Origin of the sequence: Rhodococcus baikonurensis (assembly GCF_040489275.1) — a bacterium.
GTDB classification, from domain to species: Bacteria; Actinomycetota; Actinomycetes; order Mycobacteriales; family Mycobacteriaceae; genus Rhodococcus_F; species Rhodococcus_F baikonurensis.
In genome coordinates, this window is record NZ_JBEUOQ010000010.1 from 259,136 (window position 1) to 272,345 (window position 13,210).

Below are 13,210 nucleotides of genomic sequence, written 5' to 3' on the forward strand. Positions count from 1 at the left end.
TACCGAAGGCCAGACAATACTCGAGTGATACCGGTTCGCGAGGGTGCCATAGCGGAACGATCTAGGAACTTCTGCCCGTTCGAGCCCTATCCGTTCGCCTTCGCGATCGAATCCTTGCCCTCGGCCGCTCCGCCCTCGATGGTGTCGTGCTGGATGGGAACGAACTTCTTCTTCGGCAGCAGGAACAGCCATGTAGCGAAGACGAACGGGCCCGTCCCGGCGGGCAGGCCGATCGGGGCGAAGGCCGATACCAGCGTGCCGTGGATGACAACAGTCACCAGCACGCCGAAGACGGTGTAGACGAACACACGCCACGACGGGTTGTAGAACACCGACCCCAGAGCGATTGCCGTCAGCACCGAACTGAGCCCGTAAAGACCGTTGCCGACGTCTACGGTGTTGGCACCCAGCGCCAGCACCGCACCCATCGCTATCGCGGAACCGATGAGCGCGAACAACGCCGCCCAGCGTGACGCGACCAGCAGCGCGATCACGAAGATGATGCCGGTGACGGTGTTGTTGATCAGAAAGATCTGGGAGACGTTGCGGAACAGCGTGTCCCACAGGAAGCTGAACGTGATGTCGGCATGAACCGACGCGTCCCCGATGTGTTGCGGAAACTGGCCCGCGCTGAGGTCCGACGTTTCGATCCGCAAGAACTGGAATGCCGCGAGGAGAAAGAACCAGTTGACGAGGTTGAACGGAAATGTCAGCGCCGGTACGCCCCACGTCTTGAAGACATTGGCAACAGCCAGGAACGCGATGGTCGACGCAGCGGCTCCCACCACGAGGTAGATCCACAGCATCACGCCACCGGCAAGGAATGTCGGAAAGGCAGCTCCCACAAGAATTCCGTTGTATCCGTACAGGCCGATACGCATCGAATCGTCGTCAGAATGCAGCATCATGCCGGTGACGGTGGATACCACCAGACCCACCACGGCACCGATCGCGACGGTGATCGTGTCCGCGGCTGTCGCGCCCCAGAAGATGCCGACCAGAAACAGCAGGCCGGTCAGCGCATTGCCCTGAAACATCACTTGCCCGGAGCCTTTGAGATTCGTGTCGATGAATCTGAGCACGACGTTCTTGTCCGCGACGTCGTCCCACGGTTTGGTGATGGTGGTCATCGCACGTCCCTCGATCCTTCTCCGGCGATCCGCGTCATCCCCAGAGCGGGACGGGCGGAATGGTGGTGTCCAGAACTGCCTTTCGCACCAAAGCCCAGAAATCACGAACCTTTGCCTTGACGGGTTCGCTCTCCGGACCGAGGACTTTGAAGATGAGACCGGCGTCGTTCGGTAGCCGACTCGCTCCGGAAACGACCTTGCCGTCACGGCCCGGAACTACCTCTTCGAGAATCGCGTCGGCATGCTCCTTCGGTGTCAACAAGATGACATTGCCGAACACGTCGTGATCGCCCATGATTCCGCCGTATCGCACGGGAAAACGTGCCGGTTCGATCACCAGCTTCTCGGTGAAGAGGTTCTCCCCGTCCGGACGCTCCGCCTTGATCATTGTGGAGTACAGGTCGTAGACGAACATCTCTCCGCCGTCGTGGTACTTACGACCTGGCATGACGATCTCCGAGAACAACAGCGTTGCAGTCGGATCCACCGTGATGTCGGTGCGCGCGTAGTACCTCGCGTTGCGGTGCGGAATCGTCACCCCCGGCATCAGTTCGAGATACGAATTCTCCGCGAGCACCACTTTCTGGAGTTGCGACGCGTGATTGGCATCCATCCGGTGGACCTTCGTGGCCGACTGAGTGGTCACGTGCGCGAGGGAACCCGGCTCCATCTCGATGGTGAGGAACAGTCGATCGCCTTGCAACACACTGCCGGACGTGGAAATCATGTAGACGCACGGCATGGTCGGCAACGCTTCGTCCCAGTACAGCGCCTGCTGAACCAGCAGCGGTGTCTTGCGGTACATGTCCCGCAGAATCGTCTTGTCGCCACGGTCGACAAATCGCATCTCGAGAACGCCGGTCTTCCCGACCTTGCCGGCTGGGGCCTGCTTCGGTTGATCCTGGTACTGGTCGAGTTCCGGGATGGTCGGGATCGGCCCCGGGAGCGCTCGCGATGCTCCCGGGACGGGCGGTGCGCTCACGGTGCGCTCGCTCCCACTTCCTCTTCGTCGAAGAGGACTCCGTGCACGATCAGGTCCACCACGTCCTTGATGCCTTCCCCTGTCATGCAATTGGTGAAGACGAACGGCTTGTCTCCCCGCATTCCCTTGGAGTCGCGATCCATGACTCCGAGATCTGCGTTGACGTACGGTGCGAGATCGGTCTTGTTGATGACCAGGATGTCGGACTGCGAGATTCCCGGACCGTTCTTGCGCGGAATCTTGTCGCCTGCGGCTACGTCGATGACGTAGATGAAGAAGTCGACCAAAGCAGGGCTGAACGTCAGTGTGAGGTTGTCGCCACCACTTTCGATGAAGACCACGTCGGTGTCCGGGAACGTCTTCTCCATGTCCTCGACGGCCGCGAGATTCATACTCGGGTCTTCGCGAACGGCGGTGTGTGGGCAGGCACCCGTCTCGACGCCGACGATGCGCTCCTCCACGAGAACACCTTTGAGAGCCTTACGCACGTGCTTGGCATCTTCGGTGGTGACCACGTCGTTGGTGATGATCAGAACGCTGGTGCCCCGCTTGATGAACTCCGGCGTGATCGCCTCGATGAGTGCGGTCTTACCCGAACCCACGGGTCCGCCGATTCCGATGCGCGTTGTCTTCTTCATCGTTCTCCTTCTAGTTCATGAACATTCGGACGTGCGCCTTGACGTGAACCGCAGCCAGAATGTCGATCATCGGGGCGAAATTGGACATGTCGTCGAGTCCGTAGTCACGCACTGCGGCGTACTCACGGCCGGCGCTCTGATTGACCTCGAACAGAATCTCCTGCGTCGCAAGGTGATCTACTCGGACGATGCGAAGGGCAGCGCCGAGCAACGTCATCGCGACACCGTACTGATTGACCGTGAAAGCGTCCTCCTCCGGAGAACCCATCTCCGCGAACGCAATTCCGAGGCCGACGGGGTAGGTACCCGGCGTCTCCCCCGATGCGATCGCGGCCAACCACTTGTTGAACAGGGTCTCACCGGCCAAGCGCCCGCCGAGTTCGGCCAACTTCTTACCCATCCGGGTACTCATCGTGCGTGCTTCTTCGTTGAGCTTGCGTTCGATCACTGCATGATCGGCGGCGAGGATCGCCGAGAAGTCACCGGCTGTCGCGCCCCGGTGCGCCGCGAGTACGGCGATACCGTCGCACGTCGCCCCCTGATGCGCCGCCGAGAGTACGAACTCCCGCAGCGACGGACCGTCGGTGACAATTCCCTGCGCCACGGCCGATTCCAAACCGTTGGAGAACGAGAAGGAACCGACCGGGAACATGGAATCGGAAAACTGCATCATCCGCATCGCGCGGTTGATGCTGAGCCCGGATCCCTCAGACGAGAGGGTCATGGGTATGCCCCTCGCCCTCACGAGCGGCCGCACCGAACAAACGGCGTGCCTCGTGTGGAGCGATGTAGGGAATGACCTCGGCACCCGGGATGAAGGTGTACTCGATGCCCTCGAAAGCATGTGTCCGCATCACCGAGCCCATGACCGCCTTGTCGACCGTCAACGGAACGTAGACCTTCATTCCCTTCACCACGGCAGGCCAGTGCTGGTTACCCACGGCATGTCCCAACTCCAGGCACGTCTGAATCATCTTCTCGGGCGTGACGTCGACCAGTGCGCTCAGGTCGATCTCCAACACGTCCTTGAGGTTGATCCTGGCCACGACGACGGTGTTCGCCGGCTCGTCCCACAGCAGAATGTCGCCGTCCTGCAACTGAATACCCCGATCGAGCGAGACGGCCAATTCACGGCCACCGATCGTGGTGCGTCGTAGCCGACTCTTCTGCGCTTCCCACTGATCGAGCGACAAGACGTCGACTACCGCATTGTCGAGTCGACCGACCCACTCCTCGTCGGTCTCCTTCCCGAGCAGCGCGTCGATTCGCGTCGGCTTTCCGCTCGGCGCGGTCATCTCGCCGTGCGTGTGTGGCGTCGCATCGGCGCCGTGCGTGTGTGTGATTGTTCCCGACACAGGAGACCCCTAACTGAAGAAGTAAAGTTGGTTCAAGCGAATGGATTCGGCAGGTTCGACGTATGCGTGGACGCCGTCCGCAGTCACCGCGAAGGTCTCCGGGTCCACCTTGATTTCCGGAGTGGCCGAGTTGCGAACCAGATCACGCTTGGTGACTGTTCTGGTTCCCTCGACAGCAACAACCTGACGTTCGAGACCGAGCCTGTCCTTGATGCCGTCGTCGAGTGCCGCTCGCGAGACGAACGAGACCGAACTCTGCGGCAACGCCTTGCCGAATCCACCGAACATCGGCCGGTAGATCACCGGTTGTGGTGTCGGGAGCGACGCATTCGGATCTCCCATGGCGTGCCAGCTGATCAGACCGTTCTTGATGATCGTCTTCGGCTTCGCACCGAAGAATGCGGGCTCCCAGAGAACAAGATCCGCCATCTTCCCGACACCGATCGACCCGACCACATGCGAAAGACCGAACGTCAACGCGGGATTGATCGTGACCTTCGCGACGTAACGCAACACGCGGAAGTTGTCGTGCGTCGGCGAATCCTCGGGCAGCTTCCCGCGGGACCGCTTCATGCAGTCCGCTGTTTGGATCGCGCGTAGCCAGTTTTCTCCGACGCGGCCCATCGCCTGTGAGTCACTCGAGAACATCGAGATGACGCCCATGTCCTGCAGTACGTTCTCGGCACCGATCGTCTCGGCGCGAACGCGGGACTCGGCAAAAGAAACATCCGAGGGCACTTTGGGATTGAGGTTGTGACAGACCATGATCATGTCGAAGAGTTCGGCCTGAGTGTTGATGCCGTACGGCAACGTCGGGTTGGTCGACGCCGGAAGTACGTTGTCCTCTCCCGTCACCCGCAGAATGTCGGGTGCGTGGCCGCCACCCGCGCCCTCGCTGTGATAGGTGTGAATCGTGCGTCCTTCGAAGGCCGCGATGGTGTCCTCGACGTAGCCGGCCTCGTTGAGCGTATCCGTGTGAATGGCGACCTGAACATCCATTTCGTCTGCCACCCGCAGAGACTCACGAATCGTGGCCGGGGTTGCGCCCCAGTCCTCGTGGACCTTCAGACCGGCCGCACCGGCCTTGATCTGTTCGACCAGGGACTGATGCCCGGACGAGTTACCCTTGCCCAGCATGCAGACGTTGACCGGCAAACCCTCGTTGGCCTTGAGCATCATCTCCATGTTCCAGATGCCGGAAGTGATGGTGGTGCCGTTGGTTCCGTCGGTCGGGCCGATGCCGCCACCGATCAGCGTGGTCACTCCCCCACTGAGCGCGTGATACGCCTGCTGCGGTGACACGAGGTGCACGTGTGGATCGATGCCGGCGGCAGTGAGAATCATCTGCTCACCGGAGATCGCGTCGGTCGCCGGACCGGTCGTCAGCCCCGGAGTGACGCCTTCCATCGTGCTGGAGTTTCCCGCCTTGCCCCAGCCGACGATCTTCCCGTCCTTGATTCCCACGTCTGCCTTGACGACGCCGATGGTTGCATCGACGATAACCACGTTGGTGATCACGAGGTCGAGGGCACCGTCGATGCTGCACGACTCCGGATCCTGGCCCATGCCGTCGCGCAGCGTCTTGCCGCCGCCGTAGATCGACTCGTCGCCGATGGTTCGAAGATCTTCCTCGACCTCGATGTACAGGTCGGTGTTGCCGAGCCTGATCTGGTCACCCGTGGTAACCCCGAACAGACCCGAATACTCTTGTCTCGAAATGCTTGTCATGGGTGTTGCTCTCCTTCGTCCGCCGTGAACGAGAATCAGTCGGTTTGAGGTTCGGACAGGAAGCCGAGTTCTTCGGCACGCTGGACGGCTCCGGGGAGCCTCGGCCGGTAGGCGGCGTGGGTCGGCGCCCAACCGTCGACAAGTCCGTTGAAGCCTTGAACCCGTTGCTTGCCTCCGAACGGCACCAACGTCACTTCCTTCTCGTCGCCCGGCTCGAACCTGACCGCCGTGCCCGCGGGAATATCGAGGCGCCAGCCGAAGGACTGTTCACGATCGAACGACAACGCGCGATTGACTTCCATGAAGTGATAGTGCGAACCCACCTGGATGGGACGGTCACCGGTATTTCGGACTCGCAGCTTCAAACGCGGACGACCCTCGTTCAGCTCGATCGGCTCGTCCCGCAACACATATCCGCCGACCGGCACTTTCTTCTCGCCGCCGGAATCCTTCTTCGTCGATTTGCTTGCCATCTTGGAGTGCTCCTGACATCTCGGTCGGGCTACTGGATCGGAGAGTGCACGGTGACGAGCCGGCTACCGTCGAGGAACACCGCCTCGACCTGCACACGCGGAATCATCTCCGCGACACCTTCCATCACGTCGTCGACCGTCAAGGCGTGCGATGCGTCGGCCATGACCTCCTCGAGTGTCTTGCCCTCCCGAGCTCCCTCCAGAGCGGCTGCAGTGATGACTGCGACGGACTCCGGATGATTGAGTTTGAGCCCCTTTGCCTTTCGCCTCAGTGCGACATCCGCCAACATGAGAATTGTCAGCTTGTCGAGTTCTCGCGGTGTCAGATGCATTCCGAACGCTCCTTGTCGATCATGCGGTAACTCCCTGTCGTCGAATACATGTCAGCTCCCCTGTTCCGTCGCTTCGGTGAGAGGTTCGGCCGCCTGCTGGACGAAACCGCTCCTCCTGCCGCCCGAGTACTCGTTGATCGCGTCCAGAACCGCCTGGGCATGTTCCGAGGCGACCAGCACCTCGACACGCAACCGCTCCGTGAACACGACGTCGTTGCGTTGCCCGCGAAACTTGAGCGAGGCCGAGTCGCTCGCGGAGACATGCGCTTCCGATACGACTATCGACTCCGCTCCGGCAGCCAGCAGCGCCTCCCGAAGCTTCTCGGACTCGATGGTCTGCAATACCGCGGTGATGAGTTCGTGCTTCGGGGCGCCGAGGTTCGGAACAAGTTTTGCCCCCTCGACCAGGACCCCCGAGTCGAACCCGCTGGTCTGCGGCGCACCACCGGCGTCGACGAATGCGGCGTTGTAGCGGTACGCGTCCATGCCTTGCTGACGACGGTCGATGTCCACCTGGTCTTTCGGAGCCAGCTTGAGACCGATGGTCTTCTCGATGCCCGTGGCGATCAGCCAGGTCACCACGAACGAGAAAGCGATGACGACGATCAACGCCAGCGCCTGCTCGCCGAGTAGTCCTGCGCCGCCGCCGAAGAAGAGTCCATCGCGGCCGATCGAATTGATCGCCTTTTCGCCGAACAAACCGAGAAGGAGGGAACCGAGGATGCCGCCGATGAAGTGGACCGCGATGACGTCGAGCGCGTCGTCGAACTTGAAGATCGACTTGAGCGCGAGCGCGAAGTGGCAGACCAGTCCGGCAAGCGCGCCGATCGCCAACGCGGAGAAGGTGCTGACGAAGCCGGCGCATGGAGTAACGGTCGCGAGACCGGCTACCGCGCCGGTGATTCCACCGATCGCCGTGGCCTTGCCCTCGGTATACCTTTCGATGACGAGCCAGACGACCATGCCGCCCGCTGCGGCGATGTGAGTGTTCATCAAGGCTTGTGCCGCAACACCATCGGCGGCCAATCCGTCGCCTGCGTTGAATCCGAACCAGCCGAACCACAGGATGCCTGCGCCGATCAACGCCAGAGGCACCGAGTGCGGGACTGCCTCGGCGTTGGGCCATCCCGGACGTTTGCCGACCACCAGCAAGATTGCCAGGGCGGCGGCGCCGGCGGATGCGTGGACGACAATTCCGCCGGCCCAGTCCTGGGCTCCGCGGAGCGCCAACCAGCCTTCGGGATTGAAGAGCCAGTGCGCAATCGGGGGGTAGACGATGATCGACCACAGCACGAGCAGAACGGCCCAGCCCAAGGGCTTGAGCCGGTTTGCGGTCGCACCGGTGATCAGCGCGGGCGTGATGATCGCGAACATCATCTGATAGACCACGAACGCCAGAGTCGGTACCGCGACTGCACCTTCGATCAGGTGGAAGCCCGGGGCGGCGGCAGTGTGTATGTCCTGCAAGCCGAACAATTTGAGGTCACCGAGGAAGCCGGAACCCCAGTCTCCACTGAACGCGAAGCTGTATCCGAACACGACCCAGGTAATCGAGACGAGTCCGAGTGGGACGAGGTTCTGCTGCAACATGACGAGCGCACTGCTACCACGCACCAGACCGGCGTAGAAGAAGGCGAGTCCGGGAACCATGAAGAGAACCAGACCCGCGGAGATCAGCACCCACGCCGTGTCCCCACTGTCTATCACTGCTTCGGCTAACACCATTTCCATCGACATCGACGACCTCCGAGCATTATTCGGACCTGAACAAAGTCATTGGTTAGAGCAGCAATTCGCGATGTTCCGGTTCGCTGCGACAGTACGCTACGCCCCATAGTTGCACCTTCTCAGCAAAATCGGGGGAACATCCGGTTTTCACGTTTAGTAGAGCATTGTTCTGGGAAAAGATGGGACTTTGCCTAAACATTGCGGACGCTCCACAACCTGCAATTGCGAGACTAATCTCGCCGAAAGTGGTTTAAGTCCTGCAAAATGGGGAACGTAGCCGCAGGTGAGCGCCACTTTCGGAGCAGAAATGCCGTTTCCAGCTCGGGACTTAGCTCCCTAACCAAGACAATCGCGAGCACCTTATTTGATTACCAACGTCGGTGACCCGCCTATCCAATCGGGTAGGTAATTTCACCGAACATCTTCTCACCTGTTCAGATGATTAACCTTCACCGCACTGAGGGCAATCCTGTCGTTAATATGTTCTTAATCCGTACTGGATATTTCGACTGGAAGATCAAAGATCACCTTTCGATAACCTTCGAAGGTGAAATGACTTTCGCTGTAACTCTTTTGTTATGCAGAACCCTAGAGGGGAGGATTGATCCCACCAGGCGAGCACTCGGATGCCGGACAAAGTCAGCGACTTCGACGGCTCCCCCGCCTTTGTGTCGACCTCGAACCACACCCGCCCCGGTTGGCGACCGGCCTGGAGCCACGTCCCATCCGAGGCTCGAGCGGCCCGGATCATCTCGATCGCGTCCGCCAGTCGCGGATCAGGCTCATTTCCATCCGACAACGACGCTTCGCGGAAGTAGTCGGCTGCGTTGAGCACGTTGTAACGCCACTGGAACGGGTACGCGAACCGGCCGATCCAGTCCCCCACCGGTTCCCCGGTCGAGAGTCTCCGGAACAGACCGCGCTGCAGCAAGAATTCCTCACCGGATCGTCGAGCCGCGCGCGTCTCAATTGTTCCCCCGGTCGCGATCTCTTACGCGAGAAGCCCTTTGAGTGAATTGAGGGTCGAATGAAACGACGATCGCGTCGAACCTTCGATCCACTCGCAGTTCCAACCACCATCCGGAAGTTGATGCCGCACAAACCAATCAGCCAGTTCATCAACGCGCATGTCGAGCCACACACCGTTTGCCACCGTCCAGGCGTTGATGCAGCAATCGACCTCACCATCCCAGTACGGCCGGCCCTCGTACTCCCAGCAACAGTTTTTCGCGAGCAGTTCTGCGGTACGACGCTCCCGCAGAACACTGGCGTCGAGGCCCCACTCACGCAATGAGTTGAGCGTCCATGTTGTTGCCGTCCAGGGTTGCGAACTTTGTTCTGCTGCTTCAGTTCCCGCGAAGTCGAATTCTGCCGGGAAGAACGCCCCACCCGCCCATTGGCCGTCTCGATCCTGTAATGAAAGCAGGCGTGCACCAAATCCTTTGGTGGCGATCGACGCGCGCGTCGCCGCCCACACAGTGGGCGCTTCGTTCAGCAGGTCGCGCTCCACCTGCCACCGAATCGCTGGATCCGAATCGAGGAGCCACGCGAGCAAGTCGGTTCGGGGTGCCATCTGGCAATACTATCGAAAGGCGAAGCAGGCCATCCGGTTAACACATTTATCGACGTCTGATGCAATGGTGAATTCCGGACCCGTTGCGTGGCCTACAGCGGGTAACCCAAGCCGCCCGCACCACCACGATGTCGGCGGCAGCGACCTCCATTGGCTTGTCCCCCAACCGAATCAACGTGCCAATGGGCAGTTCCTCCACCACCGCAGATTGGGGCAGCGCGCTGCGATCGAACGTAACTCCTGAATGGAAGTATGTTTCCCATCCCACCTCGACCTCACCTTTCGACCGCTTCTGAAGGTGCCGGTAGTCTCCGATGCTCCACCGGGCTCGCTCCGGTTCCCAATGCTTGACGATCACTCTCATGATCGCGTCTCCGATATCCGGGTCGAGCAACCGCCGGGTACTGTCGGTGAGCTGCGTCTCCGTCGGCAACGACACCAGGACACTGTTGGGAGCACTGGTTTCCAGCCCGCCGACCCAGGCACCGACCCGGCGCGCGGTCCCGTCCTCGGGCGACAAGTCGATGTCGTAGCCCGGTCCCGGGGTGTCCGAATACCCCATCTCCTTCGAGCGGGAATGCTCGAAGATACGCACCAACCCGTCCACACTGAGATCTGCTGGCACCTTGTCGAACTCGGCAGTCGAGACCAACGACAACGCCAACTCCGGGTCGATCGTTTCCAGGTCGTCGAGGAAAGCGCGCATCGTCTGCGCCACTTCCTGACTCGACTGCACCCGCGTGCCCCAATATCCGGCTACCGTCGGCCGTCGCCCGAAAAAGCTCATCGCCCCGTCCTTTCCAACCATTGAACTTAGGAGCCCACGCTCGGCGGTCGTCACCACGTCAGAGGAAGATGGAGACGCCATCACATTCGTGAGCTGGGCGGGAACGCCTGGTTTCACGTCTAGGGTGCCAGAGCCCTCGTGAACCTTGGGTAGACGCACCTCCGGTCGTTCCGGTCGGCAATCCTGCTGCAGCGCGGATGCTTCGGATATCGTCGGCGGCCCACAGGGCGCTTGGATCACGCTGGATGACGATCGTTCTGTTCCTGTACGGAAAAGCCTCCACCCTGGGGCGGGAGTTGTGTTTCGTCGATCAGCAACTCAAGGCCGAAGTAGGTGCAACTGCCCACGATCGCGTCGCCGGGTACGTTGCGCTGAGGCGATGACTCGGTCCGGTGGTAGAGCACGGTGACACGAGAGTCCCAGATATCGGCCAGCCCCTGTACGACCCTTAACGCCAGCGCAATCAGCGATTCGTCGGCAATGGTGCAGGAAAACGAGTCGATGCGTGAGGTACCCCCCCCGAAACCGATCATGACCTCGAGATCCCTTCTGGTCAGACAAATTGATCATCTGCTCTTTGGAGACTGGATCCGAGGCACGTGCCACGTGGGGCAAGACCGCACACAAATTGCTTAGACTGTCTCCAGTCTGGCTATCCAAGGCGCAGGCTCTAGGCACCGAGTCCGACGTTGGTCCAGATATCAAGGTAAGTGGAGTAATCGACCAGTTCAGGGGGTTCCGTCGATGACCACACAACACCCCTTGTCGATTCCTCACCAAAGTACAAGCAAAGATAACCGCCGCCGCCCGATCTGAATGTCGCGATGCAACGAGCCGGATCTGGGTACTCTTCAGGGGACAGCCCGTCCAGAATAGACCATTCAAAGCTGTCAATTCGAAACATATCTTCAAGAGGCAGTGGCCCGACAGTCTTACCGGCAATATAGTACCAACCGTTGTGCAAATTTGAATAGAAATTCTTTAGACTGGGGGGGAATTTATTCCAATACCCTGGAAGTTCACCACCATCAACTACCGGTGGCGTACCCAAATAGTAGAGATCGGTCCCATCTGCCATTTTAATTTTATATAGAAGAAAGAACCTATTTTCAGACCTGAGCAACCGAACATCGGATAGATTCTCTTTAATGTTTCTGTAAGTGTCGCCCAATATCGGTCGCCCAAATACATCCCATTGGTCCAATATCCCCGAAATTCGAGCTGCAAGATCACCATTTAGTGCATCCAACCAATAAATCGGAAGCGCCATACGTTCAAGTGGTGTCAAGTCGTCAATCTCCACAAGCACGGGCGAGTCGACATACCGCGAAATCTTGACCAGATCCACTACTGAACTCCATTCAATATACTAGATATCATTTGACGAATTTCCTCAGTAAGATGAGTTTCGATTTCGATCATAGCATCCCGGAATTCAGGGGAAACCGGGATTCCACCCTTCACATAGCCCCACCAGTCTGCCCAACTCTTGGCGCCCTTTGACGTATTCGCAGTCGGGCTCAAACCCAGGAAGTTATCGACATAGTTCAATACTTGAATTTGCTGCTCGAAGGTCAACTGCGTAAAACCAGGCATGTCGAATATGACCCTCATCGGTACGGTGTGATCCGCCTCGAGGACGTCGGGCAATGTGAGCCCGGGAAGAACCGGGTCCGGTCCGCCACCTTCGTGATCAAGGTTAACTATGTCGCGGATCACATTTGTCGGCGTTTTTCGACGCAGCGACGCATACAATTGAGCTAAGTCAGCGGCCGTCAGCGGGTTGCCTTCGGAATCCAAGCGAGGATCCTCGGGTGCAGCCTCACCCGAATCAGATGACTGCTGCGGAGGTGATTCTGGACTTGTCTCGGCACCATCGGTGAGTGAATCTACGACTTCTTGCACCGCGTGAATGAAGTTCGACGCTAGTTGTTGCGGGTATGGACGTTGCTGACGCGGGATTGAAGTGGACGGGCTGGTCCTTCGCGGCAGGATGGAAGTTGCGAAACTGACCATCAACAGCAAAGGGACCAGCCCTGTGACACACCGTAATGCCCCACTCACTGTGGAAGGAAGACGACGCCTGATCGAGCGGTGCCAGAGTCGTCCGATCGCCCACGTCGCCGCAGAAATGGGCATCTCCCGACAATGCGCTTCCAAGTGGGTCAATAGGTATCGCAAGTACGGTGACCTGGGAATTCAGGACCGATCCAGCGCACCGAAACACCACCCGAACGCCACGCCGGCGGAGATCATGGTCGAGATCGAGTCCATGCGCCGAACCCGGAAATGGTCGGCCTCGCGAATCACGTTCGAGCTGCGTACCGACGGCATCACCATTGCTCGCCGGTCTGTCACGAAAATCCTGCGGAACCTGGGATTGCACCGCCGCCGGTTCATCGACCCGAACGGCGAAACCAACCGAAAACCCCAGGTCATCGCCGCCAAGCGACCTGGTCAGATGGTCCACGTCGACGTCAAGAA

The 13,210-nt window shown here is 59.6% G+C and carries 15 protein-coding genes; 1 reads left to right on the plus strand and 14 read right to left on the minus strand.

Annotation, left to right across the window (positions count from 1 at the left end; translation table 11 throughout):
* Positions 1–86: 86 nt before the first annotated feature.
* From yut to ABWI03_RS23170, 14 genes are all read right to left on the minus strand, one after another.
* Positions 87–1,130, minus strand: a complete 1,044-nt coding sequence (yut, locus tag ABWI03_RS23105; RefSeq protein ID WP_095969524.1) for an urea transporter — start codon at positions 1,128–1,130, stop codon at positions 87–89.
* A 34-nt stretch (positions 1,131–1,164) separates the two neighbouring features.
* Positions 1,165–2,112 carry an urease accessory protein UreD gene (locus ABWI03_RS23110; RefSeq protein WP_047888769.1) on the minus strand — a complete coding sequence of 316 codons (948 nt, stop codon included), beginning with the start codon at positions 2,110–2,112 and terminating at the stop codon, positions 1,165–1,167.
* A complete protein-coding gene (ureG, locus tag ABWI03_RS23115) occupies positions 2,109–2,750 on the minus strand; it encodes an urease accessory protein UreG (protein ID WP_019746463.1) in 642 nt (213 codons plus the stop codon). The genes ABWI03_RS23110 and ureG overlap by 4 nt, the downstream gene beginning before the upstream one ends.
* Positions 2,751–2,760: 10 nt before the next feature.
* Positions 2,761–3,474 carry an urease accessory protein UreF gene (locus ABWI03_RS23120; RefSeq protein WP_019746462.1) on the minus strand — a complete coding sequence of 238 codons (714 nt, stop codon included), beginning with the start codon at positions 3,472–3,474 and terminating at the stop codon, positions 2,761–2,763.
* Complete coding sequence (locus tag ABWI03_RS23125; protein WP_019746461.1) at positions 3,458–4,105, minus strand: urease accessory protein UreE; 648 nt, start codon at positions 4,103–4,105, stop codon at positions 3,458–3,460. Before ABWI03_RS23125 ends, ABWI03_RS23120 begins: the two co-directional genes overlap by 17 nt.
* Positions 4,106–4,114: 9 nt before the next feature.
* Positions 4,115–5,833, minus strand: coding sequence for an urease subunit alpha (locus ABWI03_RS23130; protein ID WP_003943847.1), 1,719 nt, complete (start codon positions 5,831–5,833; stop codon positions 4,115–4,117).
* Between the two features lie 35 nt (positions 5,834–5,868).
* Entirely contained in the window at positions 5,869–6,306 is a 438-nt protein-coding gene (locus tag ABWI03_RS23135) for an urease subunit beta (protein ID WP_003943812.1), read from the minus strand.
* A gap of 29 nt (positions 6,307–6,335) precedes the next feature.
* Complete coding sequence (locus ABWI03_RS23140; RefSeq protein ID WP_003943837.1) at positions 6,336–6,638, minus strand: urease subunit gamma; 303 nt, start codon at positions 6,636–6,638, stop codon at positions 6,336–6,338.
* 51 nt (positions 6,639–6,689) lie between these two features.
* Positions 6,690–8,375, minus strand: coding sequence for an ammonium transporter (gene amt / locus ABWI03_RS23145; protein ID WP_007731720.1), 1,686 nt, complete (start codon positions 8,373–8,375; stop codon positions 6,690–6,692).
* 982 nt (positions 8,376–9,357) lie between these two features.
* Positions 9,358–9,939: a prenyltransferase/squalene oxidase repeat-containing protein gene (locus ABWI03_RS23150; protein ID WP_298776594.1), complete on the minus strand. Its 582-nt coding sequence runs from the start codon at positions 9,937–9,939 to the stop codon at positions 9,358–9,360.
* Between the two features lie 46 nt (positions 9,940–9,985).
* Positions 9,986–10,726: an Imm52 family immunity protein gene (locus ABWI03_RS23155; protein ID WP_298776596.1), complete on the minus strand. Its 741-nt coding sequence runs from the start codon at positions 10,724–10,726 to the stop codon at positions 9,986–9,988.
* A 236-nt stretch (positions 10,727–10,962) separates the two neighbouring features.
* Positions 10,963–11,259 carry a hypothetical protein gene (locus tag ABWI03_RS23160; RefSeq protein WP_353798872.1) on the minus strand — a complete coding sequence of 99 codons (297 nt, stop codon included), beginning with the start codon at positions 11,257–11,259 and terminating at the stop codon, positions 10,963–10,965.
* A gap of 137 nt (positions 11,260–11,396) precedes the next feature.
* A complete protein-coding gene (locus ABWI03_RS23165) occupies positions 11,397–12,074 on the minus strand; it encodes an SMI1/KNR4 family protein (protein WP_298776603.1) in 678 nt (225 codons plus the stop codon).
* The gene (locus tag ABWI03_RS23170; RefSeq protein WP_047272178.1) at positions 12,074–12,526 is read right to left on the minus strand and encodes a hypothetical protein; all 453 of its coding nucleotides are present in this window, start codon (positions 12,524–12,526) and stop codon (positions 12,074–12,076) included. Before ABWI03_RS23170 ends, ABWI03_RS23165 begins: the two co-directional genes overlap by 1 nt.
* Before the next feature lie 238 nt (positions 12,527–12,764).
* Here ABWI03_RS23170 and ABWI03_RS23175 point away from each other — a divergent pair.
* Positions 12,765–13,210: helix-turn-helix domain-containing protein (locus ABWI03_RS23175; RefSeq protein ID WP_350835268.1), on the plus strand; the 446-nt coding region annotated here is incomplete at its 3' end.

Excerpts from the sequence above, each read along its gene's own strand:
- yut (WP_095969524.1), bottom strand. The coding sequence starts at position 1,130 with ATGACCACCATCACCAAACCGTGGGACGACGTCGCGGACAAGAACGTC.
- ureG (WP_019746463.1), bottom strand. The coding sequence starts at position 2,750 with ATGAAGAAGACAACGCGCATCGGAATCGGCGGACCCGTGGGTTCGGGT.
- ABWI03_RS23120 (WP_019746462.1), bottom strand. The coding sequence starts at position 3,474 with ATGACCCTCTCGTCTGAGGGATCCGGGCTCAGCATCAACCGCGCGATG.
- ABWI03_RS23130 (WP_003943847.1), bottom strand. The coding sequence starts at position 5,833 with ATGACAAGCATTTCGAGACAAGAGTATTCGGGTCTGTTCGGGGTTACC.
- ABWI03_RS23135 (WP_003943812.1), bottom strand. The coding sequence starts at position 6,306 with ATGGCAAGCAAATCGACGAAGAAGGATTCCGGCGGCGAGAAGAAAGTG.
- ABWI03_RS23140 (WP_003943837.1), bottom strand. The coding sequence starts at position 6,638 with ATGCATCTGACACCGCGAGAACTCGACAAGCTGACAATTCTCATGTTG.
- amt (WP_007731720.1), bottom strand. The coding sequence starts at position 8,375 with ATGTCGATGGAAATGGTGTTAGCCGAAGCAGTGATAGACAGTGGGGAC.
- ABWI03_RS23150 (WP_298776594.1), bottom strand. The coding sequence starts at position 9,939 with ATGGCACCCCGAACCGACTTGCTCGCGTGGCTCCTCGATTCGGATCCA.
- ABWI03_RS23155 (WP_298776596.1), bottom strand. The coding sequence starts at position 10,726 with ATGAGCTTTTTCGGGCGACGGCCGACGGTAGCCGGATATTGGGGCACG.
- ABWI03_RS23160 (WP_353798872.1), bottom strand. The coding sequence starts at position 11,259 with ATGATCGGTTTCGGGGGGGGTACCTCACGCATCGACTCGTTTTCCTGC.